The 23,359-nt window shown below is 71.4% G+C and carries 21 protein-coding genes; 4 read left to right on the top strand and 17 right to left on the bottom strand.

The window, feature by feature from the left end:
- Positions 1-14 precede the first annotated feature (14 nt).
- The 3 genes from gpmA to KAH28_RS15280 are packed head-to-tail and all read right to left on the bottom strand — an operon-like array spanning position 15 to position 2,291.
- On the bottom strand, positions 15-773 hold the full coding sequence (gene gpmA, locus KAH28_RS15290) for a 2,3-diphosphoglycerate-dependent phosphoglycerate mutase (protein WP_290578083.1): 759 nt from the start codon (positions 771-773) through the stop codon (positions 15-17).
- 40 nt (positions 774-813) lie between these two features.
- Positions 814-1,341 carry a gamma carbonic anhydrase family protein gene (locus KAH28_RS15285; RefSeq protein ID WP_290578081.1) on the bottom strand — a complete coding sequence of 176 codons (528 nt, stop codon included), beginning with the start codon at positions 1,339-1,341 and terminating at the stop codon, positions 814-816.
- Positions 1,338-2,291 carry an alpha/beta hydrolase gene (locus KAH28_RS15280; RefSeq protein ID WP_290578079.1) on the bottom strand — a complete coding sequence of 318 codons (954 nt, stop codon included), beginning with the start codon at positions 2,289-2,291 and terminating at the stop codon, positions 1,338-1,340. Before KAH28_RS15280 ends, KAH28_RS15285 begins: the two co-directional genes overlap by 4 nt.
- A gap of 98 nt (positions 2,292-2,389) precedes the next feature.
- On the opposite strand from KAH28_RS15280, the gene KAH28_RS15275 reads away from it, so the two are divergent.
- Both KAH28_RS15275 and KAH28_RS15270 read left to right on the top strand, forming a co-directional pair.
- Complete coding sequence (locus tag KAH28_RS15275; RefSeq protein ID WP_290578077.1) at positions 2,390-2,965, top strand: LemA family protein; 576 nt, start codon at positions 2,390-2,392, stop codon at positions 2,963-2,965.
- A 1-nt stretch (position 2,966) separates the two neighbouring features.
- Positions 2,967-3,917, top strand: a complete 951-nt coding sequence (locus KAH28_RS15270) for a GIDE domain-containing protein (protein ID WP_290578075.1) — start codon at positions 2,967-2,969, stop codon at positions 3,915-3,917.
- A 9-nt stretch (positions 3,918-3,926) separates the two neighbouring features.
- On the opposite strand, the gene KAH28_RS15265 is transcribed toward KAH28_RS15270, so the two are convergent.
- Positions 3,927-4,604: an OmpW family outer membrane protein gene (locus tag KAH28_RS15265; RefSeq protein ID WP_290578073.1), complete on the bottom strand. Its 678-nt coding sequence runs from the start codon at positions 4,602-4,604 to the stop codon at positions 3,927-3,929.
- Positions 4,605-4,725: 121 nt separating this feature from the next.
- Between KAH28_RS15265 and KAH28_RS15260 the strand changes: the two genes are divergently transcribed.
- A complete protein-coding gene (locus KAH28_RS15260) occupies positions 4,726-6,795 on the top strand; it encodes a M3 family metallopeptidase (RefSeq protein WP_290578071.1) in 2,070 nt (689 codons plus the stop codon).
- 48 nt (positions 6,796-6,843) lie between these two features.
- On the opposite strand, the gene KAH28_RS15255 is transcribed toward KAH28_RS15260, so the two are convergent.
- From KAH28_RS15255 to KAH28_RS15245, 3 genes are read right to left on the bottom strand one after another with little or no spacing between them, the layout of a single operon-like run.
- Positions 6,844-7,725: a DUF3014 domain-containing protein gene (locus tag KAH28_RS15255; protein ID WP_290578069.1), complete on the bottom strand. Its 882-nt coding sequence runs from the start codon at positions 7,723-7,725 to the stop codon at positions 6,844-6,846.
- A gap of 46 nt (positions 7,726-7,771) precedes the next feature.
- Entirely contained in the window at positions 7,772-8,683 is a 912-nt protein-coding gene (locus KAH28_RS15250) for an acetyltransferase (protein ID WP_290578067.1), read from the bottom strand.
- Positions 8,684-8,718: 35 nt separating this feature from the next.
- Positions 8,719-9,180 carry a hypothetical protein gene (locus tag KAH28_RS15245; protein ID WP_290578065.1) on the bottom strand — a complete coding sequence of 154 codons (462 nt, stop codon included), beginning with the start codon at positions 9,178-9,180 and terminating at the stop codon, positions 8,719-8,721.
- Between the two features lie 191 nt (positions 9,181-9,371).
- Here KAH28_RS15245 and xth point away from each other — a divergent pair, with 191 nt between their 5' ends.
- Entirely contained in the window at positions 9,372-10,133 is a 762-nt protein-coding gene (gene xth / locus KAH28_RS15240; protein ID WP_290578063.1) for an exodeoxyribonuclease III, read from the top strand.
- Between the two features lie 36 nt (positions 10,134-10,169).
- On the opposite strand, the gene ggt (KAH28_RS15235) is transcribed toward xth, so the two are convergent.
- From ggt (KAH28_RS15235) to KAH28_RS15190, 10 genes are all read right to left on the bottom strand, one after another.
- Positions 10,170-11,891 carry a gamma-glutamyltransferase gene (gene ggt, locus KAH28_RS15235; protein ID WP_290578061.1) on the bottom strand — a complete coding sequence of 574 codons (1,722 nt, stop codon included), beginning with the start codon at positions 11,889-11,891 and terminating at the stop codon, positions 10,170-10,172.
- A 189-nt stretch (positions 11,892-12,080) separates the two neighbouring features.
- Entirely contained in the window at positions 12,081-13,808 is a 1,728-nt protein-coding gene (gene ggt / locus KAH28_RS15230) for a gamma-glutamyltransferase (RefSeq protein ID WP_290578060.1), read from the bottom strand.
- A gap of 46 nt (positions 13,809-13,854) precedes the next feature.
- The gene (locus tag KAH28_RS15225) at positions 13,855-14,109 is read right to left on the bottom strand and encodes a YfhL family 4Fe-4S dicluster ferredoxin (protein ID WP_290578059.1); all 255 of its coding nucleotides are present in this window, start codon (positions 14,107-14,109) and stop codon (positions 13,855-13,857) included.
- A 21-nt stretch (positions 14,110-14,130) separates the two neighbouring features.
- Positions 14,131-14,628 (bottom strand): pantetheine-phosphate adenylyltransferase, encoded by a 498-nt coding sequence (gene coaD, locus KAH28_RS15220; protein WP_290578058.1) that lies wholly within the window; start codon positions 14,626-14,628, stop codon positions 14,131-14,133.
- Positions 14,625-15,206 (bottom strand): RsmD family RNA methyltransferase, encoded by a 582-nt coding sequence (locus tag KAH28_RS15215; protein ID WP_290578057.1) that lies wholly within the window; start codon positions 15,204-15,206, stop codon positions 14,625-14,627. The genes coaD and KAH28_RS15215 overlap by 4 nt, the downstream gene beginning before the upstream one ends.
- A 3-nt stretch (positions 15,207-15,209) precedes the next feature.
- Positions 15,210-16,655 carry a metalloprotease TldD gene (gene tldD / locus KAH28_RS15210; protein ID WP_290578056.1) on the bottom strand — a complete coding sequence of 482 codons (1,446 nt, stop codon included), beginning with the start codon at positions 16,653-16,655 and terminating at the stop codon, positions 15,210-15,212.
- 3 nt (positions 16,656-16,658) lie between these two features.
- Positions 16,659-17,480 carry a carbon-nitrogen hydrolase family protein gene (locus KAH28_RS15205; protein WP_290578054.1) on the bottom strand — a complete coding sequence of 274 codons (822 nt, stop codon included), beginning with the start codon at positions 17,478-17,480 and terminating at the stop codon, positions 16,659-16,661.
- Positions 17,477-21,283 carry an AsmA-like C-terminal region-containing protein gene (locus KAH28_RS15200; protein ID WP_290578052.1) on the bottom strand — a complete coding sequence of 1,269 codons (3,807 nt, stop codon included), beginning with the start codon at positions 21,281-21,283 and terminating at the stop codon, positions 17,477-17,479. The genes KAH28_RS15205 and KAH28_RS15200 overlap by 4 nt, the downstream gene beginning before the upstream one ends.
- A gap of 12 nt (positions 21,284-21,295) precedes the next feature.
- On the bottom strand, positions 21,296-22,756 hold the full coding sequence (rng, locus tag KAH28_RS15195) for a ribonuclease G (RefSeq protein ID WP_290578050.1): 1,461 nt from the start codon (positions 22,754-22,756) through the stop codon (positions 21,296-21,298).
- Entirely contained in the window at positions 22,753-23,346 is a 594-nt protein-coding gene (locus tag KAH28_RS15190; protein WP_290578048.1) for a nucleoside triphosphate pyrophosphatase, read from the bottom strand. The genes rng and KAH28_RS15190 overlap by 4 nt, the downstream gene beginning before the upstream one ends.
- Between the last annotated feature and the right edge of the window lie 13 nt (positions 23,347-23,359).

Genomic DNA, 23,359 nt, shown 5'->3' with positions numbered 1-23,359 from the left:
TGCTCCGGGTCAGGTCACGATTTCGGCGCTCCGGAAGCCTGCGCGGCGACCGCTTCGGCGGCGCGCTGGGCGGCTTCGGGATCGCCCAGATAGCGGTAGTCCGTCACGCTCAGATCGTCGCCGAGCTCGAACTGCAGCGGAATACCGGTGGGGATGTTGACCTCGGTGATGGTGTCCTCGGGCACATCCAGCAGATACTTGTAGAGCGCCCGCAGCGAATTGCCGTGGGCGGTCACCAGCACGGTGGCGCCGGCGCGCAGCTGCGGTGCGATGTGGTCGTGCCAGTAGGGCAGCACGCGCTCCAGCGTCGTGGCCAGCGACTCGGTCGCCGGCAGGACGCGGGCATCGAGCGCGGCATAGCGACGATCGAAGCGCGGGTGGCCGGCATCGTCTTCGGCCATCGGCGGCGGCGGAATGTCGTAGCTGCGCCGCCAGACCTTGACCTGGTCCTCGCCGTGCCGCGCCGTGGTCTCGGCCTTGTCCAGTCCCTGAAGGCCGCCGTAGTGGCGCTCGTTGAGCCGCCACGACTTGTGCACGGGCAGCCACATCTGGCCCATGGCGTCTATGGCCAGGTTGAGCGTGCGGATGGCGCGCATCAGCACGGAGGTATGCGCCACATCGAAGGCCAGCCCCTCGGCAGCCATCAGCTCGCCGGCGGCGGTGGCCTCGGCGCGGCCCTGATCGGTGAGATCGACATCCACCCAGCCGGTGAAGCGGTTCTCGAGATTCCACTGGCTCTGGCCGTGGCGCAGGAGTACAAGCTTGCGGGTCATCGTCCTTCCCTGTTGCGTATGGGATTGCGGCGCGGCGCCTTCAGGACGCCGCATGCCGGTTCTTGAGCCGCACGTAGTGTGCGGCCGAATAGCGCAGCCATTCGCGCTCGTCGTCGGTCAGGGGCCGCGCCGCCGTGGCGGGCGCGCCCCGATACAGCCAGCCGCCCTCGAGGTGCTTGCCGGGCGGCACCAGACTGCCGGCAGCGAGATAGACCTCGTCGTCCAGCACCGCGCCATCCAGCACCAGCGACCCCATGCCGATCAGGCAGCGATCGCCGATCGTGCAGGCGTGCAGCGTGACGCCATGGCCGACGGTGACATCGTCGCCCACCACGAGGGGCTGGCCGCCCGGGCTGTAGGGCCCGTCGTGCGTGACGTGCAGCGTGCTGTTGTCCTGGATGTTGCTGCGCGCGCCCACGGTGATGCGATGCACGTCGCCGCGCACCGCCGCCATCGGCCACACCGATGCATCGGCGCCCAGCGATACCTCGCCGAGCACCAGCGCCTGCGCGTCCACCCAGGCGCCGTCGCCGAGCACCGGCGTGTGTGCCTCGAAGCTACGGATCACTGCTGCAGCTCCACCTCGTCGTCGTCGCCGATCGCGCGCGGCTTGCTGCGTTCCACCGGAGCCGGTGCGCTGGGAGTGGTCTCGGCGACGCCGGCCTGCTCGTCGATGAACGACACGATCTGGTCGAGCACGTCGACATTCTTGCGGAACGGACGCGACAGCGCGGTCACCGTGCAGCCGTGACTGCCCACGCCCGGCACGCAGGGAATGCTCTCGTAGAACACCGTGGTCACCGGCGCGCCCGCCTTGCGCAGCGCCGCCGCGAGGTTCTCGGAGTTGCTGATCCAGGTGGTGACGTCGTCGCGCGCATGCACCAGCAGCGACGGCGGCGCGTCCGGGTTGGCGAAGCGCACCGGCTGCGACAGCGGGTAGCGGTCGGGCGGCCCGAATATCTCGGCGAGATCGGCGTCCTTGATGGGGAGGAAATCGTAGGCGCCGGCGAGACCGATGAAGCCGGACAGCGGGTCGCGCACGCCGGCGTTGTCGAGATAGCGCCGGTCCAGTGCCAGCAGCGCCGCCATGTGCGCCCCCGACGAATGCCCCATGACGAAGATCGAGCGCGGATCGCCGCCATAGGTGCCGACGTTGTCGCGCACCCACTTCACGGCCCGGGCGGCGTCGTCCATGAAGCCGGCCATGCGCACGTCGGGATACTTGCGGTAGTCCACCAGGGCCGCGACGATGCCGCGCGAGCTGAGCGCTTCGCCGACGAACTTGTACTCGTCCTTGCTGCCCTGCGACCAGCGGCCACCGTGGAAGAAGACCACCACCGGCGCGCGCGAATCGAGACCGCGCGGCGTGTACAGGTCGAGACGCCGACCGTCGCCCATGGCGTAGGCGATGTTGGCGGCAGCCTCGTACTGCGTATCCGGAGTGACCGCGTTGAGCATGCCCAGCCCGGAACAGCCGCCGAGCAGGATGCCGATCATCAGCAGGATTGGGAGGCGCATGACGGTTCGGGGGTGCACCGGAGCGGAAATGACGCCAGAATCATACCTGCCAAGACCGGTGCGAGCGGCGCACCGGCGCACGGGAACAGGGGGTAACCGTGATCGGATGGGTCGTGCTGGGCGTGATCGCCGCGGTGCTGGCGGTCTACACCATCATCATCTACAACGGTCTGGTGCGGCTGAAGCATGCCGTGGCCCAGGCCTGGTCCAACATCGACGTGCTGCTGCGCCAGCGCCACGACGAGCTGCCCAAGCTGGTCGAGACCTGCCGCCAGTACATGCAGTTCGAATCCGAGACGCTGGAGAAGGTGACGCAGGCGCGCGCCGCCGCGGACAGCGCCCGCCAGCAGGGCGACGTCAAGGGCGTCGGCGGCGCCGAGACCATGCTGCGTTCGGGGCTCGGCAAGATCATGGCCACGGTCGAGGCCTACCCGGAGCTCAAGGCCAACCAGAGCTTCGCGCAGCTGCTGTCGCGCATCAGCGGGCTCGAGGAAGCGATCGCGGACCGGCGCGAGTTCTACAACGCCGCCGTCAACGCCAACAACGTGCGCGTCGAGCAGTTTCCGGACGTGCTGGTGGCGCGCATGATGGGGTTCGGCGCGGCGGAGCTGCTGGTGTTCTCGGAAGAGGAGCTCGCCGACGTCGACGTGCGCAGCCTGTTCGCGCCGGACTGACATGCACGATGCGCTGGCGGCGCTGCGCGGCTGGGCCGCGTCGGCGCCGGACAACGAGTTCTGGATCGCCTGCGCCGTGCTGGCGGCGCTGCTTGCCATCGGCACCTGGCAGGGCTTCGCGCGCCTGCGCCGCGCGCGTCTGATCGAGGACACCCCGACCCAGCGCGTGCGCTCCGCCGCGCAGGGCTACGTCGAGCTCGAGGGCCGCGCGCGCTGGATGCCGGGCCCCGGGATCTTCTCGCCGCTGTCGCGCTCGCCGTGCGTATGGTGGACCTACAAGATCCAGCAGCAGCGCGGCAGCGGCCGCAACCGGCGCTGGCATACCCTGGAATCGGGCACCAGCGACGATCTCTTCCTGCTCGACGACGGCACCGGCGAATGCGTCATCGACGCCGACGGCGCGCTGGTCTACGCCGACGTCAAGCGCCAGTGGCGGGGTGCCACCCGCCGGCCCATGCGCATCCCGAAGCCGGATTCGGGATGGCTCGGCCGGATCGGCTTCTCGTTCGGCTCTTACCGCTATGTCGAACGATGCATCAGCGCCGAGGCGCCGCTGCATGCCATGGGACGCTTCGATACCGCCCGCGCCGCGCGCGCCGACGACGAGGCCTCCGAGGTACGCGCGCTGCTCGGCGAGTGGAAGCGCGATCGTGCCTCGCTCATCGAGCGCTTCGATGCCGACGGCGACGGCACCATCGATCTCGACGAGTGGGAACGTGCGCGCAGCGCGGCGCTGGAAACCGTGCGGCAGCGCCAGGCCGAAGCGCCGGTACCGGACGACGTGCATGTCATGCGGCGCAGCGGCGATGGCCGGCCCTTCGTGCTGTCGACCTGGCCGCAGGACAAGCTGGCGCGCTACAAGCGCATCACCGGCTTCGCGCTGCTCGCCGCCGCGAGCGGCGCGGCGGTCCTCCTCGCCGCGCTGCTCGAAGCGCGCGTGCTGCCGACCTGAGCCGACCGCCTAGAAGCGATAGCCCACGCCGATGGCGAGGACCCACGGATCCAGGTCCACGTCGACCCGCGTGGTGCCGTCGTCCATGCGCACGCTGGCCGTGGTGTCGATATCGATGACCCGTGCATCCGCGTTCAGCAGCCAGCCACCGCCGAGCAGCCAGTCGGCGCCGATCTGCCCGGCCAGACCGAAGGAATCGTCCACGCTGATCTCGCGTACGCCGATCGCGCGCGCATCGGCGCCGACGCTGTCGTCGAGCATGAGCGTCGCGTTCAGCCCGAAGCCGACGTAGGGCTGCAGCTGCGCCCCGGGGCGGAAGTGATACTGCAGGCTGAGGGTCGGCGGCAGCTGCTCGACCTCGCCCAGCGATGCGCCGTCCAGCGCCCCGCCCTCGATGTGCAGCGCGTGCGTGAACGGCGTGGCCGCGAGCAGCTCGACCGCGAGATGCTCGGTCAGTGCATAGGACACGGTCAGCCCGAGCTGGAGCTCGTTGTCGACCGCGACCGTGGAGCCGGTCAGCGTGCCATCGTCGGCGCGCGGACCCCGTGCATTGGCGGTGCTCTCGTCCGGCACCACCCAGACCGCACCGCTGCGGACCGTCCAGTCCCCGGCGGCGGCGTGTGCCGCTCCGGCCGTCATTGCCACGCCGGCTGCGATGAGCCGTACCGCATTGCTGATTGGAAACATCGTTTTCTCCCGTTCGACGAGCCACTCCGGGCTCGGCGCCACACTAGGCGGCGCCCGGCACGCGGGCACTGACCCAGGTCAGCGCCCGCTCGCCGCCCGCGCGCTCTGCAACAATGGCGGCATGGACGACACCACCGGCTTCAACCCCCTCCTCGATCTCGCCGAGCGCGAGGGCGCCCTTCCCGACTACGCCGCGATCCGGCCCGAGCACGCCGAACCCGCGCTGGACACGGTGCTGACCGAGAACCGCGCCCGCATCCAGTCGCTGATCGCGAGCGGCGCGTCGAACTGGCACGATCTTGCCGAACCGCTGGAGCTGCTCGACGAGCGCGTGCACCGGGTCTTCGGACCGGTATCGCATCTCTTCGCGGTCTGCTCGACCGCCGAGTGGCGTGCCGCCTACAACGCCTGCCTGCCGAAGCTGACCGCCTACTCGCTGGAGCTGGCGCAGTCGCGCCCGCTCTACGAGGCCTGGCAGCGACTGCGCGACAGCGATGCCTTCGATGCGCTCGACGAGGCCCGCCGCGCCACCGTCGAGCACAACCTGCGCGACTACCGGCTCGCCGGCGTGGCGCTGGAGGACGGGCCGCGCGATCGCTTCCGCACCCTGTCCATGCAGCTCTCGGAGCTGGGCACGCGCTTCGAGGAGAACGTCCTCGACACCACCCAGGCCTGGCGCATGACGGTCCCCGACCGCACCCGTCTCGCAGGCATGAGCGAGGACGCCATCGAGGCGGCGGCCGAGCGCGCGCGTACCAACGGCGAGGACGGCTTCCGCCTCACGCTCGACTTCCCGAGCTTCGATGCGGTGATCCGGCACGCGGACGACCGCAGCCTGCGCGAGACCGTCTACCGGGCCTGGAGCACGCGCGCTTCCGACGCCGGCCCGCACGATCCGGCCCGCGACAACACCCCGATCATGGCCGATATCCTGGCTGCGCGGCACGAGCAGGCGCAGCTCCTCGGCTTCAGCGACTACGCCGCCCTGTCACTGGCGCCCAAGATGGCGGACAGCCCCGACACCGTCGAGCGCTTCCTGCTCGACCTCGCCGCGCGGGCGCGGCCGCGTGCCGAAGCCGAGCTCGCGGAGCTCACCGCCTTCGCCCGCACGCACGGCGGGCCCGAGACCCTCGCCCCCTGGGACACCGCGTACTACGGCGAGAAGCTCCGCGAACAGCGCCTGGGGCTGTCGGATGCACAGCTCAAGCGCTACTTCCCGCTCGACGCGGTCATCGATGGCCTGTTCGAGCTCATGCGCACGCTCTACGGCGTGCATGCGGAAGCGGTATCGGGCCTGCCGGCATGGCACGAGGACGTCACCGCCTATCGTCTCAGCGAGGAGGACGGGACCGAGATCGGTCTCTTCTTCCTCGATCCCTACGCCCGCCAGCACAAGCGCGGCGGTGCCTGGATGAACGACGGCCGCTCGCGGCGGCGCAACGCCGAGGGCCTGCAGACGCCGGTGGCCTACCTGGTCGGCAACTTCACGCCGCCGCTGAGCGGACGCCAGCCGCTGCTCACCCACAGCGAAGTGCTGACCCTGTTCCACGAGGCCGGCCACGGGCTGCATCACCTGCTGACGCGCGTCGACGTCGCGGCGGTGTCGGGCATCAACAACGTCGCCTGGGACGCCGTCGAGCTGCCCAGCCAGTTCATGGAGAACTTCTGCTTCGATCGCTCCTTCGTCAAGCGCATGAGCCGCCACGTCGACACCGGCGAGCCGCTGCCCGACGCGCTGCTCGACAAGCTGCAGGCCGATCGCCGCTTCGGCGCCGGCATGGCCACGCTGCGCCAGATCGAATTCGCGCTGTTCGACCTGCGTCTCCATCGCGATTTCGATCCCGCTGCCGGGGCGCGCGTGCAGGAAACGCTGAACGCAGTGCGCGATGCGGTCGCCGTCATCCATCCGCCGGCCTACAACCGCTTCCCGAACAGCTTCTCGCACATCTTCGCCGGTGGCTACGCCGCGGGCTACTACAGCTACAAGTGGGCCGAAGTGCTGTCGGCCGACGTCTTTGCGGCATTCGAGGAGAACGGCGTGCTCGATGGCGAGACCGGTCGCCGCTTCCGCGACACCGTGCTCGCGCTCGGCGGCACGCGCGACGCGGGCGAGCTGTTCCGCGCCTTCCGCGGCCGCGATCCCTCGATCGATCCGCTGCTCAGGCAGGACGGGCTGCTCGACGCCGCCTGAAACCGCGCCTGCGCGCGTCGGCGGCGCGCAGCGGGGTGCCGCGCGGCGCTAGTCGCCGGAGTCCGCCCCCGCGGCATTGCCGGTGCGCGCGACGATGGCTGCGCGCAGCGCGCGCAGCTGCTCGCGCACCGCCTGCGAATGCTCGGGCCCCAGCCGCAGCATCAACTTCTGGCCGGAGGAAAGCGCCTCCAGCCCCGGGTCGGCGAACTGGTAGAGGACGCGCGGCCGCACCAGGCGATAGCGCTCGCGCGCGGGCGGCGCCGCCAGCAGGTGGTCGATGATCGCGATGAAGCGGTCGTTGAAGTAGTCCTCGTCCTGGCCGAGCGAGGCGAAGGCCTCCTGCAACAGCGGGTAGTAGCGCACGTAGAGGGCCGCGAGCGTCTCGGCATCGGGGGTCGTGAAGGCGGCGACGTAGGGTTCGTAGCGATCGGCATTGGCAGCGCTCCATTCGAAGCGATCCTCGCCCTGCCGATCCACTTCGGGCACACCCTCGGCGTCCTCGACCGGCCACATGCTGAGCGGCGCGATGGTGCCGTCCAGGCTGTTGACGGTCACGACGAACTTCTCGATCAGGCGCTCCGGTACCAGACGCGCCTCCAGCAGCGCGGCACCCGGCAGGGCGCCGGTGGCGTCGCGCACGGCATCGTCGGAGTTCCCGAGCGCGGGCAGCGGGGTACGTTCGGGAGCGGCCGCGTCTCCGTCGGGATCGTCGCCGGCGTCATCGGTGCCGGTCCCGGCCGGCGACTCGACCAGCGGGTAGTCCGGCGGTTCGGGCGGCGTCGTTCCCTCGTCGTCGCCGTCACGGTTGTAGGTGACCGATGTGGCGGGGCGATCGGCATTCCGCTCGCCCTCGCCGTCGAGATACCACCACGCACCGCCGCCGATGACGGCGACGACCACCAGCGCGGCGATCCAGCCGGCACGGCTCATGCGCATCCTCCCGGTGAACGGAACGCGGGGCTCGGAGTGAACGGGGTCATGCGGGCATCTCCCGGCGTGCCTGCTGACGCAGGCTGTCGATGAGTTGATCCTTCTCGGACCAGAATTCGCTCACCCAGTTCTGCACCCGCTTGCGGAAGGCCTCGTCGCCTGCGTAGTCGCCGTGATAGAAGTCGCTCGGCACGCGGATCTCGCGCACGCGGACCACGACGCGCTTCATCCTGCCGCCGAAGAACTGCCAGAAGCCGCAGGCGCCCTCGGGGTAGACGATGGTGACGTCGAGGATCGACGACAGCTTCTCGCCCATGGCCTGCAGCGCGAAGATCAGGCCGCCGGCCTTCGGGCGCAGCAGGTTGTGGTGGGGCGAGCCCTGGGCATCGTGCTTGGCGCGCGTGAAGCGCGTGCCCTCGAGGAAGTTAAGGATCATCACCGGCTGATCGCCGTAGCGCTCGCAGGCGCGGCGGGTGGTCTCGATGTCCTGCGTGGCGAGCGCCGGATTGGCGGCGATGGCCTCGCGGCTGTGGCGATGCATGAAGGGAAAGTCCAGCGCCCACCACACCGGGCCGAGAATCGGCACCCACATCAGCTGCTTCTTGATGAAGAACTTGAAGAAGGGGGCGTCGGTGCCGAAGGTCTTCATCAGCACGTAGATGTCGTTCCAGGTCTGGTGATTGGCCGACACCAGATACTGGCCGCTCAGGTCGAGGTTCTCGACGCCCTCGATATCCCACTGCGTCGCCAGCATCCAGTCGCCGATCAGCACGTTGGTGCGCGCCCAGCGCTGGGCGAGGTTCGACATGATCACCGAGACGCGATCGCGCCAGCCGCCGCGCGTCAGCACCTTGATCAGGATCATGACGTAGACCGGCACGGCCCAGACCAGCAGATTGAGCACGAACAGCAGGAACATGATCGTGGCGCAGACGGGTGACGGCAGAAAACGCAGCATGGAAGGAAACCTGTCTCCTCGGAATGGGTATCGCGTCAGTCCGGCGTCGCCGCGACCAGCCGCCCGGTGCTGTCCAGGACCCGCACGCGCGTGTCGCCGTCGACCGGACCCGGCAGCGCTACCAGCACGCACGGGGACGCGGCGGCGGCGCTCTCGCTGCTGCCGAAGACGCTCGCCTGCAGCTCCAGCGCGCCGCCGCGCCGCAGGGCGTCGCGCGCGATCGCGAAGCCGGACACCGGCCCCGCCTCGCTGCCGAGCGCGATCACCGCATGGGGGCGGCCGGGCTGCGCATCGGCGACCAGCGCCTGCAGGCCGCGCCCGTCGGCCCACGCGCGCAGCGCGTCGGTGGCCGGAAACACGCGAACCCGGTCGCCCGCCCTGCAGTCGGGCGCAGCCCCGATCTGCTCGACGGTAACGGGTACCGGCTCGGCATCGCCCCACATGGTGGGGAGGCCCGAGCACGCCGACAGCGCGATCAGGCTCAGCGCCGCTGACAACCCGGCAACGGTGCGATTGACAAGAATGGCGGTTCTCCGGAACGGCGTTGCTCGGGCGCATGATGCCAAATCCCGACGGCCGCGCGGCCCCCGATGCGGACTTCGGCTCGACCGGGCGTTCATCACCAATGCATGGCAGTCATCGGAAGGGGTGACAATACGCGCCTCCGATACACCGAGAATCACCCGCAATGCTGCTTGCCACCTGGAATCTCAACTCGCTGCGCGTACGGCTGCCGCACCTCCTCGACTGGCTCGGCCATCAGGACGACGGCGTGGTGGCGCTCCAGGAGCTCAAGCTGGAGGACCGCGACTTCCCCGCCGATGCGCTGCGCGAGGCAGGCTGGCAGGCGGTGTCCAACGGCCAGAAGACCTACAACGGCGTCGCGCTGCTGTCGCGCCAGCCGCTGGAGGCGGTCTCGCGCGACATCCCTGGCCTCGACGACCCGCAGAAGCGGGTCATCGCGGCCACCGTCGGCGACACGCGGGTGATCAGCGTCTACGTGCCCAACGGACAGGCCGTCGACTCGCAGAAGTACGCGTACAAGCTCGACTGGATGGCGCGCTTCGCCGACTACCTCGCCGACGAGCGCGCGCGTCACGACCGCCTGGCCGTGCTGGGCGACTACAACGTCGCGCCGACGCCGGAGGACACCCACGATCCCGAGTCCTGGGAAGGGCACATCCTGTGCTCGGGCCCGGAGCGAGAGGCCTTCCAGAAGCTGCTGGACGCCGGCCTCGTCGACGCCTTCACGCGCGTGCCGGCACCCGAGCAGCGCTACACATGGTGGGACTATCGCGGCGCCGGCTTCCGCCGCAACCTCGGGCTGCGCATCGATCACGCCCTGCTGTCACCGGCGCTGGCCGATTCGGTGGGCAGCTGGCACGTCGACCTCGCGCCGCGGCGCCTGGAGCGGCCCTCGGATCACGCACCGCTGGTCGTCACCGTCTGAGTGACGAGCCGGCCGCGGAGGCCGGCCCGCACGCCTTCAGTTGCGCCGCCCCGATGCCGACTGCACGCGGGCGCTGCCCTGGCCGCGCGGGTCGCTCGCGGCCTCGACGCGGCGGGCACCGGTGTCCCAGTGCACCGCCTGCATGTTGCCGAAGCTGGTATCGGCGACATCGAGACGATGACCGCGCTCGCGCAGCTGCTTCTGCTGCGAGATGGTCAGCGCGCGCGACTCGAACTCGACGACGTCGGGCAGGAACTGATGGTGGAAGCGCGGCGCATTGACCGTCTGTTCCACGCTGAGCCGGTTGATGTGCCCGAGCACCGACAGCATGACGCTGGTGATGATGCGCGAGCCGCCGGCCGTTCCGGTGATGAACACGCCGCGCGGCCCCTCGACGAAGGTCGGCGCCATGGTCGACAGCGGCCGCTTGTGCGGCTGGATGTGATTCGCCTCCAGATGCAGGCGACCGGTCGCGTCGCGTACCAGCGGCGCGGTGGCGAAGTCGTCCATGGTGCTGTTGAGCATGACGCCGGTGCCCGGCGGCATGTAGCCGGATCCGAACCATTCGTTGATCGACAGCGTCGCGCCGACCCGATTGCCGTGCCGATCGAGGATCGAGAAGTGGGTCGTGTTGCGCCCCTTGTCGCGCGCGGCCTCGCGCAGCACGGCCACGTCCATGGACCGGCTCTGGCGCGCCGTGCGCCCGATGCCGCGGGCGAGCTCGCCGATGTAGCCGGCGCTGGTGATGCGCTCGACCTCGGCGTTCACATAGGCGGGATCGGCCAGATACTTGGCGATGTCGCGATACGACAGCCGCATGGCCTCGATGATCTCGTGCCGCGCCGCGGTGTTGTCGGGCGGCGGCCAGTCACGCGCTTCCATCATGCCGAAGATCTGCGCCAGCGCCACGCCGCTCGCGGACGGCAGCGGCACCGTGGTGATGCGATGCCCGCGATGCGCGAAGGTCGCGGGCTGACGCTCGACGACCCGATAGGCGGCGAGGTCGCCCAGCGACCAGATGCCGCCGTCGCGGAACACGCCGGCGCGCAGGCGGCTCGCCACCGGGCCGGCATAGAAGCCCTCGCGACCGCGCGCCGCCACGGCCTGCAGGGTCGCGGCCAGGTCGCGCTGGACGATCTTCTGCCCGACGCGCGGCGCCCGCCCGCCCGGCATGTAGACCGTCCTGGCGGCCGGGGACAGGCGGTGGGCCGACTTCCGCACGCGCTCGCTGAGCGTGGCATCGGCCGGGAAGCCGTCACGGGCCAGCGCGATGGCGGGCGCCAGATTGGCGGCCAGCGGACGCGAACCGAATGCGGCCGTGATGTGATCAAGGGCGGCCACCGTGCCGGGAATGGCCGCGGCCAGCGGGCCCTCGGTGGAGAAATGCGCTACCGGACGCCCGTCACGGTCGAGGTACATGTCGCCGGTGGCCGCACCGGGCGCGGTCTCGCGCGCATCGACGACCACGTCGCGGCCGTCGCGTGCGCTGTGCATCAGGAAGAAGCCGCCGCCGCCGAGGCCCGAGTCGTAGGGTTCGACGACGGCCAGCGCGGCCGCCACGGCGACCGCCGCATCGAAGGCGTTGCCGCCCTCGCGCAGCACGCGCAGTCCGACCTCGGTGGCGAGCGGGTGGGAGGTGGCCACGGCCTCGGCGGGGGGCGCGGCACCGCCGTGCCGCTCGGTACCCGCCGCCAGGCAGGCGGAACTCAGCGCGGCACCCGCGAGGGCGACGGTTGCGATGGCGAAGGACTTGATCATGGCTCGGCTTCCGATGCGATCCGGTCCATGCATCATGTTTCCGCGCGCGCGGGCTCCGGCCCGCGCGGCCGACACGCGGAGCCCTTCGCCCGACGGGCCCGCGAATGCCGCCATTGATCGGCCGAGCGCAGCCGCTCGGCGCCGCGCTCGGCACGGCGCCGTCGCGTGTCGCGCAATCGACCGCTGCCGCTAGTCGGCGCCGGCGCCGGCGCCGGCTTCGACCGGGACCTCGCGCACGACGGCCCGTCCGAAGCCGCGCGGATCCGACGCGGCGTCGACGAAGCCGCGCCGCAGGTCCCAGTGGATGGCCTGCATGTTGCCGAAGTCGCGGGTGACCTCTTCCAGCTTGTGCCCGCGCTCGCGCAGCTTCTCGCGCTGCGGTTCGGTGAGCGCGCCGGACTCGAACTGCACCACGTCGGGCAGGAACTGGTGATGGAAGCGCGGCGCGGTGACGGCAAGCTCGGCGGGCAGTCCGTTCATGTGCGCGAGCGTCGACAGCAGCACCATGGTGATGATGCGGCTGCCGCCCGGCGTGCCGGTGATGAAGACGCCGCGCGGGCCGTCGACGAAGGTCGGGCTCATGCTGGACAGCGGACGCTTGTGGGGCGCGATCGAGTTGGCCTCGGTGTGCACCAGGCCGTAGGCGTTGGGGACCAGCGGCGCGGTGGCGAAGTCGTCCATCTCGTTGTTGAGCAGCACGCCGGTACCGGGCGGCATGTAGCCCGAGCCGAACCAGGTATTGATGGAGAGCGTCGCCGACACGCGATTGCCCCAGCGGTCGAGGATCGAGAAGTGCGTGGTCTGACGGCCCTTGGCGCGCGCCTCCTGCATCGACGCCACTTCCATCGACTCGCTCGGCGTGGCGCGGGTGCCGATGCGCCCGGCGATGTCCGCGATGTAGTCGTCGCTGGTGATGCGCGCCACCGGCACGTCGACGAAATCGGCATCGCCCAGGTAGACCGCCCGGTCGCGGTAGGCGAAGCGCATGGCCTCGATCAGCTCGTGGCGCGCGGCGGTGTCATCGGACGGCGGCCAGTCGCGCGCCTCGAGGATCTTGAAGATCTGCTCCAGCGTGACGCCGCCCGCCGACGGCAGCGGCGCGGTGGTGATGCGATAGCCGCGGTAGTCGATGCGCGCCGGGGCGCGCTCCTTGACGCGGTACAGCGCAAGATCGCCGAGCGACCAGATGCCGCCGTCGCTGAACACGCCGCGCTGCAGCTTCTCGGCGACCGCACCCTCGTAGAAGGCCTCGGCGCCGTCCTCGGCCATGGCGCGCAGAGTGCCGGCGAGATCCTTCTGCACCAGTGTCTCGCCGCTGGCGGGAACCTCGCCGCCCGGCATGAAGACGGCCTGCGCGGCCGGCGAGAAGCGGTGCGCCATCGCGGTGATGCGCGCGGACAGTTCGGCGTTGACCGGGAAGCCTTCGTCGGCGAGACGGATGGCCGGGGCGAGGTTGTCGGCCAGCGCGCGCTCGCCGAAGGTCTCGCTGAGGTGCTGGAGCGCCGCCGCCGTGCCCGGAATGCCCGCTGCCAGCGGCCCCTCGCGCGACAGCCGCGCGATGGGCTCGCCGTTGCGGTCCAGGTACATGTCGCCGGTGGCGGCGCCGGGCGCGGTCTCGCGCGCATCCACCAGCAGGTCGAGCTTGTCGCCCTCGCGGTGCAGCAGGAAGAAGCCGCCGCCGCCGAGACCGGACCCATAGGGCTCGACCACGCCCAGCGCCGCGGTCACGGCCACCGCCGCGTCGAAGGCGTTGCCGCCCGCGGCGAGCACTTCCAGCCCGGCCTCGGTGGCGAGCGGATGCGCGGTCGCCACCGCCTCGGCGGGCGGATGGTAGACCTCGGTCACCTGGGCGGTCGCGGGCACTGCAGCGGCCAGCAGCGCAAGCGCGGCGAGCGTGCGCCGGATCGGTCGATTCATCGGTGGGGCTCCGTTGGGGGTCTCGGGCGTTCGCGGTTCTGGGGAATCAGTCGTTGGCGGCGGTGAGCCGCCGGTACTTGCGCATCAGGGTGTCGTGCGACTCGACATGGTCGGGGTCGAGCGGAATGCAGTCGACCGGGCACAGCGCCCGGCACTGCGGCTCGTCGAAGTGCCCGACGCATTCGGTGCACAGCGCCGGGTCGATCTCGTAGATCTCCTCGCCCTGGTAGATCGCGCCGTTCGGGCAGACCGGCTCGCAGACATCGCAGTTGATGCAGGCGTCGGTGATCTTCAGCGCCATGGGCTCGCGGACCTGACCGGTTCAGCTCTTGCGGCCGAAGCGCGCCAGCAGCTCCGGGACCACCGCCTTCGGCACAAACTTCTCCACCGGCGCGCCGAGCCCGACCAGCTCGCGCACCAGCGACGACGACAGATGGGCGTACGCCGGCGACGGGGCCAGCATGACCGTATCCAGCGACGGGTAGAGATCGCGGTTCATGATCGCCATCTGCTTCTCGTAGTCGACATCGGTCACGGTACGCACGCCGCGTACCAGCACGGTGACGCCGTTCTCGCGCGCGAAGTCCACCACCAGACCGTCGAAGGGCAGCACGCGCACGTTGCCCAGACCGGCGTCGGCGACGGTCGCCTCGATCAGGCGCACGCGCTCGTCCAGCGAGAAGCGCGGATTCTTCGACGGGTTCAGTCCCACCGCGACGATGAGCTGGTCGAACATCGCCGCCGCGCGCGCGATGATGTCGGTATGGCCGAAGGTGACCGGGTCGAAGGTGCCGCTGTAGGCCGCCGTCACCGGGGTCATGGGCGTTCTCCTGACGGTGCGGGTGGAAGGCTCGCGAGCCCGTAGCTTACCTGAGCCGCGTGACTTCTCCGGTGCCAGTCGAGCGCGACGCCGAACTCGGGCTCCCGGGTGCGCGGCCATTCGATGTAGATGCGGTGCACGCCGGCCAGCCGGCCGGCGAGTCGCGGCAGGATATCGGACCACAGCGCGCGGTCGAAGGGCGGATCGACGAAGGCGATGTCGCAGGCGTCCCCGGCGCGCGCGAGCCAGCCGGCCGCATCGCCGTGGACGAGCTCGGCGCGGTCGATGCCGCCGAGGTCGGTCAGCGCCGCCCGGATGGCCGCGATCTGCGCCCGGCCGGTGTCCACGAAGACCGCATGGGCCGCGCCGCGCGACAGGGCCTCCAGGCCCATGGCGCCGCTGCCGGCACAGAGGTCGACCACGCGCGCGCCGCGGATGCGCGGGGCCAGCCAGTCGAAGGTGGTCTGGCGGACGCGGTCGGGGGTCGGGCGCACCTGCTCGACGGCGAAGCGCACGCGGCGCGAGCGCCACTGGCCGCCGATGATGCGCAGCTCGCCGCGCGGGCGCCGCCCTGCCATCGGCTATCCGGTCTGCGTGCCGCCGACCGTGAGCCCGCCGATGCGCAGCGTCGGCTGACCGACGCCGACCGGTACGCCCTGCCCCTCCTTGCCGCACACGCCGATGCCGGGGTCGAGCATGAGGTCGTTGCCCAGCATGTCCACCTGCGCCAGTGCCTCGGGGCCGTTGCCGATCAGGGTCGCGCCCTTGACCGGTCGCGTGATGCGCCCCTTCTCGATGAGATAGGCCTCGGAGGTCGAGAACACGAAGTTGCCCGAGGTGATGTCGACCTGACCACCGTTGAAGTTGACCGCGTAGAGCCCCTTGTCCACCGAGGCGATGATCTCGGCCGGATCGTGCGGCCCCGGCATCAGATAGGTGTTGGTCATGCGCGGCATGGGCAGGTGCGCATAGGACTCGCGCCGGCCGTTGCCGGTGGGCGCGGCGTCCATCAGGCGGGCGTTGATGGTGTCCTGCATGTAGCCGCGCAGCACGCCCTTCTCGATCAGCACGTTGCGCTGCGTGGGGGTGCCCTCGTCGTCGACGGTCAGCGAGCCGCGCCGGTCCGGGATGCAGCCCTCGTCCACCACGGTGCACAGATCGGACGCGACCTTCTCGCCGACCTTGCCGCTGTAGACCGAGCTGCCCTTGCGGTTGAAGTCGCCCTCCAGACCGTGACCGACGGCCTCGTGCAGCAGGATGCCCGGCCAGCCGGCACCGAGGACCACCGGCATGGCGCCGGCCGGCGCCGCTTCCGCGTCGAGCAGCACCAGCGCGATGCGCACCGCCTCGCGGGCGTAGGCCTCGGGCTTGTCGCCGTCGAGGAAGAAGCCGTAGCCGCTGCGGCCGCCGCCGCCGGCGGCGGCCTGCTCGCGGCGGTCGCCGGACTCCACCGTGACGCTGACGTTGAGCCGCACCATCGGCCGGATGTCGGCGGTCACCAGGCCGTCGCTGCGCGCCACCAGCACGGTCTTGTGGGCGCCGGTCAGCGACACCTGCACCTGCTTCACGCGCGCGTCGGCGGCACGCGCGGCGGCATCGGCACGGCGCAGCAGATCCAGCTTCTCTTCGGTACCGAGGCTGTCGAGCGGACTGTCGCCGGTGTAGACCGGCTGATGGCTGCGCGCCTGCGGCGCGGCGACGCGGCCCTGCTGACCCTGGCGGATGATGGCGCGCGCCTGGCCGGCGGCGTCCTGCAGCATCGGTGCGGTGATCTCGTCGCTGTAGGCGAGCCCGGCCTTGTCACCGGCGATCGCGCGCACGCCGACGCCGCGCTCGCTGCTGTGGTGCCCGCGGCGGACGATGCCGTCCTCGAACAGCCACGATTCGGACTGCCCCTCGGAGAAGAACAGGTCGGCCGCATCGATGCCGGGCTTCATGAGCGCACCGAGCGCGTGCTCGATGTCGGACAGGCCCAGCGCGCCGGGCGCGAGCAGGCGGGACTCGGCGAGAGCGAAGGTTTCGGACATGGGTCAAGTGTAAATGCGGCGATGGCTCAGCGCCGGGAACCGTCGACGCAGCTGGGCCTGCGCCCCGAAATCGAGCTCGGCCGTCGCCAGACCGGGCTCGCTGCCGCAGTCGGCCAGCACGTCGCCCCACGGCCCCACGATACGGCTGTGCCCCCAGGTCGCACGGCCGTCTGCGTGCGTGCCGCACTGGTTCGGCGCCAGCACGAAGCACTGGTTCTCGATGGCACGGGCGCCGAGCAGCGTCGCCCAGTGCGCGCGGCCGGTGGCGTGGGTGAAGGCCGAGGGCACGCTCAGCCAGAGCGCGCCCTCGGCAACCTGGTGCCGGTAGAGCTCCGGAAAGCGCAGGTCGTAGCACACCGACAGTCCGCCGCGCGCACCGGGTCCGTCGCAGACCACGGCGCGCGCCGGGCCGGGCGCGATGGTGGCCGACTCGCGATAGGCACCGCCGGGCGTCTGCACGTCGAAGAGGTGCGCCTTGTCGTAGCGCGCCCGCGCGACGCCGGTGTCGTCGAACACGATGCTGGCCGCGATGATGCGGTCGGCCTCGTCGGGATGCGCCAGGGCGATGGTGCCGGCGACGATCCACATGCCGTGACGCTGCGCCAGCGCGGCGCAGGCATCCTGGATGGGGCCGCGACCGGGCGCTTCGGCTATCGCCAGCTTGTCGCGCGCCCGCGCGCCCATGAAGGCGAAGTTCTCGGGCAGCACCAGCAGGCGCACGCCGGCATCGGCTGCAGTGGCGGCGGCAGCCTCCACCGCGGCCAGGTTGGCGGCCACGTCGTTGGCACTGTTCATCTGCAGCACGGCGGCACGGATGCGGCTCAAGGCGAACGCTCCTCCGACGGAGTGTCGATGTCCTGCGGGATGAACTGGGGATCGTCCCAGGGCCCCACAAGGCGGTACTGGATGCGCGTGGCGGCATCAATGGGGGTCTCGAACAGCTCGCGTGCCAGCAGCGCAATACCCACCCCGACCGGCCCGCCGAGCACGGCGCCGCCCAGCGTCATGCCGCCCGAGACATCGGGGTAGATGCTGATCAGCTGATCGTAGTCCCGCGCCGCCAGCCCGACGCGTCCGTCGACCTCGACGCGCAGCGACGGCCCGTCGAGCACCAGATCGTCGGTGCGCGCCTGCCCGCCGCCGAGCGCGAAGCTACCGGCGAGACGGTCGAAGGCCAGCCCGCTGGCGGTGACGTCGCGGAAATCCAGCCCCAGGCGGCGCGGCAGCGCGTAGAAGTTGAACAGCCCCAGCATGCGGCCGGCGCCGGGTTCGACGGCGGCGATGTTGCCCTCGGTGGCCTCCACGCTCAGCGTGCCCTCGGCGCCGGCGAGCCGCGCCAGCGCGTCCATGTCGGACCAGCGCAGCGAGGCCTGCGCGCGGAACCGGTCGGCCGACAGCGTGCGGGCGTAGCCCAGCGCCGTCAGCAGCGGATCGATGGCCCCGGTCTCGAGGTCGGCGTCCAGGTGCATGCGCACACCGCCGTCGGCATCGCCCGCATCGCCGGCCGGCACCGTGCGCCACTCGCCGGTGGCATCCAGCGCCAGCGCGCCGTCGGTGATGCGCAGATTGCTCAGGCGCAGTCCGTCGTCCAGCCCCCGCAGCCGCATGTCGAGCTGGCCCAGATCGAGATCGTCGAGCACCAGCTGGCCGACCAGCACATCCGCCGACGGCATGCGCCGCGGATCGAGTCGCTGCCCGCCGTCGCGTCCGTCGTCGCCGTCCGCTTCCGGCGCGCCGGGGCCGTCGGCGGCATCGGGCCGCCGCCGCAGGCGCAGCCGCTCGAAGCGCACCTCGAGCTCACCGCGCCCACCAGTGTCGACACGCACCTCGCCGCGCGAGCCACCGTCGATCGCGAAGCGGTAGCTGTGCGCATCGCGCGTCAGCTGTACCGCCAGATCGGGAATGGACAGGGGCCCCGCCAGCACGTGCTCGGCCGTGAGGTCGATGCGCGTCAGCCGTTCGGCCGGTGCGGTCTCCGCGCCGGTCGCCGCGGCCGCGCGCTCGCTCGCGAACCGCAGCCAGGGCAACAGCGCCACGCGCCCGGCGTGCCCGGTCACGGTCAGTCCCGCCGTCTCGTCGGCGCGGGCGCGCCCGGGCCCGAGGTGCACGCGGGTGCTGTTGCCGAAGCGCTGGACCTCGAAGCGCCCCGGCAGACGCACGCGCAGGCTGGCGATGTCCGGCCCGCGCAGCGCGACGTCGACCCGCAGGGCATCGCGTCCGGCGTCCGGGACCAGATCGAAGGGCGCCGGCAGATCGACGCGCAGGTTCTCGCTGCCCAGCTCGAGCGCCAGCGCGGTGGTGCCGTCGCGCGGCCCGAGATCGAGCGTCAGCGCCAGCGGGAGCACGCCGGCGAGACGGGGCTGAAGCCAGTCGGGCACGAAGCGCGCCAGCTCGTCGCGGGCCGCGAGGTCGACATCGGTCTCGGCGCGCAGCCGCGGCATGCCGTCCTCGGTCGCGATCCCGGCGCGCAGGGGTCTGCCGTGGAGCGTGCCGGTCAGATCCTCGGCGGCGACGGCGTGATTGATGAAATGGATGCCACCCCGGACATCCTCCACCGTGGCATCGATGCGATCGACGCGCAGGTCGACCCGGTCGAGTCCGATGCGCCCCTCGGCCACCGCCGCGGCCTTGTCCTTGAGCGGCAGGTCGAGCGCAAAGTCGACGCGCGCGCGGCCCACCCCGGCGGTGCCCTCCAGGAGTCCGCGCAGTCGCGACGCCAGGGGACTCTCGGCGAGCATCGCGTACCAGTTCTCCAGACTGTCGGCGTGGACCAGCTCGGCGCGCAGCTCCGCGGCCCTGAAATCGGGGATGGCGACGCGCACGTCGGCCAGCGCGAGGCCGGCGAGGTTCCCGCGCTCGGCATCGATGGTGATGCTGCGCGCATCGATGGCCAGATCGGCGCGCAGCCCGGTCAGCACCGGCCACTCGGGATGGAAGCGCATGCGCCCGTCCGATACCGACAAGGCGATGTCGAAGCGCGTGTCCGGATCGCGCCAGAAGCCTTCGGCGAGCGTGGCGTCGAAGCGCAGCCGACCGTCGTCGACGGTGCCCTGCCGGATGGCGCCGGCGAGGTAGTCGCGCAGCTCCGGCCGCCAGCGTCGCGGCATGAAGGGCTTGGCATCGGCCGCGCGCTCGCCGCTCAGCGCGACGTCGAGCTGCAGATGCGGCGGCGCGTCCGCCGGCATGCGCAGACGCCCGCCACCCTCGGCGCGCAGGCTGTCGAGCGCCATCGCCAGATCCTCGAACGCCAGCTCGCGGCCGCCTTCCCCGCCCGGCGACCATCGCACCGTGCCGGCGGCGCGGTCCATGCGCAGCGGCGCGAACAGGTGGTCGGGCAGGCGCACTTCGAGCGGACCGTCGTCGAGCACGAAGCGGCCGCTGTCGCCGCTGCCGTCGACCGATCCGGACAGACCGATGATCGTGACGGCGTCACCGGCCACCCGCAGCCCGTCGATCCGTGCCCGGTAGCGCGCCGGCAGCGACGGCGGCATGGCGCCCTCGCCCTGCCAGGCGAGTTCGACGGCCCGCAGCCGGCCACTCACCGCCGGCAGCGCTTCGCCCGAGGCCGCACGCAGCCAGTCCGATACCGGATCGACGGCCAGCCAGTCGGCGCGCAAGGTGAGCGCGGGCGCGGCGGTATCGAGGCGCAGCGAAACGCCGGCACCGCGGGTTTCGCCGGCAGCCGACAGCCGTGTCACGTCGACATCGAGCGCGCCGTCGTCGAAACGGCCGGTGGCCTCGGCGCGCAGGTCCTCCAGCTGCTGTCCCTGCCGACCGTGCAGATGCCGGGCACGCAGATCGGCGGTCATCAGCCAGGATGCGTCGCCGGCGCCGCCCTGACGCCGCAACTCGGCGCGCAGGCGCCCGCCCTCGATGCGCGGCAGATCGTGCAGACGCGGCAGCACGTGCCCGACGCTGGCCGCAAGATCGTGGTTGCCGTCGAAGGCCAGCTGCCAGCTCTGCCGCCAGTCCGACGGCCGGTCCGCATCGCCCTCGATCATGCCGGCGACCGTGAGGCGGCCGCTGCGCTCGCCGTCCAGCAGGGTCGCATTCAGGCGCCAGCCGCCGCGCTCGGGCAGCAGTCGCGCATGCTCCACGAAGGTGTCCACCGGCTGGTCGCTGCCGTGCGCCAGCATGCCGAGCTCGACGCGCTCGGCGCGCAGATCGTCGAAGCGCGCCGCGAAGCGCAGGATATCGCCGAGGTCCGGTCGCACGCGGCGTTCGCGATCGCCGATGCGCCAGCGGCCCTCGGCATCCTGGTTGAGGCGCAGGGCCAGCCCCGCCAGCTGCAGACTGTTGGGCCGCACCTCGCCCCGCAGAAGCGGCAGCACCTCGACACCGAGCCGCAGGTAGGTCACCCGCAACGGGGCGGCCTCGGTCTCGGCCAGCAGCAGCCGGGCATCGCGCAGCTCGAGCCGCGGCCGGAAGTCCTTCCACACCAGCCGCACGCCGCCGATGCGCGCCGGCGCCCGCGTGACCTCGGCGACCATCGCCTCGATGCCGCCCCGCTGCGCCGAGAGCCAGGCATTGGCACCGGTCTGCAGCACGGTCGACAGCAGCACGCCCAGCGCCAGCGCGAACAGCGCGGCGCGGCCGACGACGCCCGTGTTGTGGCTGCGCGCGCGCATGCCGCTAGTCCATCACAGCGGCACGACGTCGAAGGTGTCCTGCAGATAGCCGGTCTCGGTCTGCAGGCGCACCGGTCGCGCCAGCTGCTCCTCGAGCTCGGCCATGCCCACGGAGAGCTCGTCGCGCAGTCGGTCGACCACCGGCGGCGCGGCGATCACCAGGAAGGCCTGCGCCTCGAACTGGCGCGCCGAGCGCTGGATCTCGCGGAAGATCTCGTAGCAGACGGTTTCCACGGTCTTGACGTAGCCGCGCCCCTCGCAGGCCGCGCACGGTTCGCACAGGATGTGGCCGAGCGATTCGCGGGTGCGCTTGCGGGTCATCTCCACGAGCCCCAGCGGCGACACCGGGCACACCACCGTGCGCGCCGGGTCGCGCGCCAGGCAGCGCTCGAGCAGGCGCGAGATCTGCTCGCGATGCGCGGCGTGCTCCATGTCGATGAAGTCGATGATGATGATGCCGCCGAGATTGCGTAGCCGGAGCTGGCGCGCGATCGCCTGCGCTGCCTCGAGATTGGTCTTGAGCGCGGTCTCCTCGAGATTGCGGTGGCCGGTGTAGGCGCCGGTGTTGACGTCGACCGTGGTCATCGCCTCGGTCTGGTCGATGACCAGATGGCCGCCCGACTTGAGCGGCACGCGCCGGTCGAGCGCGCGGTTGAGGTCATCCTCGACGCCGAACAGGTCGAAGATCGGCGCGGCGCCGTCGTAGTGCTCGATGATGTGCACCGCGTCGGGGATGAAGGTCTGCGTGAAGCTCCTGAGGCGCGCGCATTCCTCGGCGCTGTCGACGCGCACGCGATCGACATCGACACCGAGCAGGTCGCGGAGGATGCGCATCGACAGCGGCAGATCGCCGTGCACCAGCGTGCGCGGGGGCGCGCCCGCCGCCTGCTCGCTGATCGCCTGCCAGAGCTTGCTGAGGAAGCGCAGATCCTGCGCCAGCTGATCCTCGCTGGCACCCTCGCCGGCGGTGCGCACGATGACGCCGTAGCCGGGCGCCAGCTCGGCGCTGAGCCGCCCGACCACCTCGCGCAGCCGCTCGCGCTCGCCGTCGTCCTCGATGCGCGCGGAGACGCCGACGTGCTGGTCGAAGGGCAGCAGCACCAGATAGCGCGACGGAATCGAGGGCAGCGTGGTGAGGCGCGCGCCCTTGCTGCCGAGCGGGTCCTTGAGCACCTGCACCAGCACCCGCTGACCCTCCTGCAGCAGCGCGCCGATCTGCGGCAGCGCGGCGTCACCGGTCTCGTTGAGACGCACCATGTCGGAGGCGTGCAGGAAGCCGGTCCGCTCCAGGCCGATGTCGATGAAGGCCGCCTGCATGCCGGGCAGCACGCGCTGCACCTGACCGACGTAGAGATTGCCCACCAGCCCGTGGCGCAGCGCGCGCTGGACGTAGGCTTCCTGCACCACGCCGCTCTCCACCAGCGCCACGCGCGTCTCCTGCGGCGCGATGTTGACCAGGATCTCGGTGCTCACGCCGCTTCCGCACGCGGCTGCACACCGAAGCGCGCCAGCAGCTCGACCGTCTCCACCAGCGGCAGCCCGATGACCGCGCTGACGCTGCCGTGCACCTCGCGCACCCAGCGCGCGGCGAATCCCTGGATGGCGTAGCCGCCGGCCTTGTCGGCGGGCTCGCCGGTGTCCCAGTAGTGCGCGGCCTCGTCCGGCGCCACGCGCGCGAAGCGCACCGCGGTCACGGTCTGCACCAGCACCGGTTCGCCGCCGCCGTCGGCCACCGCCACCGCGCTGTGGACGTGATGGGTGCGATCCGACAGTGCCGCCAGCATGGCGATGGCGTGGTCGCGATCGCGCGGCTTGCCGAGGATGCGACCGTCGAGCGCGACATCGGTGTCGGCCGACAGCACCAGATGCCCCGGGCAGTCGGCGGCCACCGCCAGCGCCTTGCCGCGCGCCATGCGCGCGGCGAAGGCATCGCCGCCCTCGCCCGGCAGCGGGGTTTCGTCGATGTCGGCGGAGCCCACCGAGAAGTCGAAGCCGAGCTCGGCGAGCATGGTGCGTCTGCGCGGCGAGCGCGAGGCGAGAAGCAGCGGACGGGGTTCGGTCAAGGGCTGGCGGCGC

The organism is Algiphilus sp., assembly GCF_023145115.1.
Taxonomy (GTDB): Bacteria; Pseudomonadota; Gammaproteobacteria; order Nevskiales; family Nevskiaceae; genus Algiphilus.
This window is presented reverse-complemented; position numbering and strand designations above follow the sequence as displayed.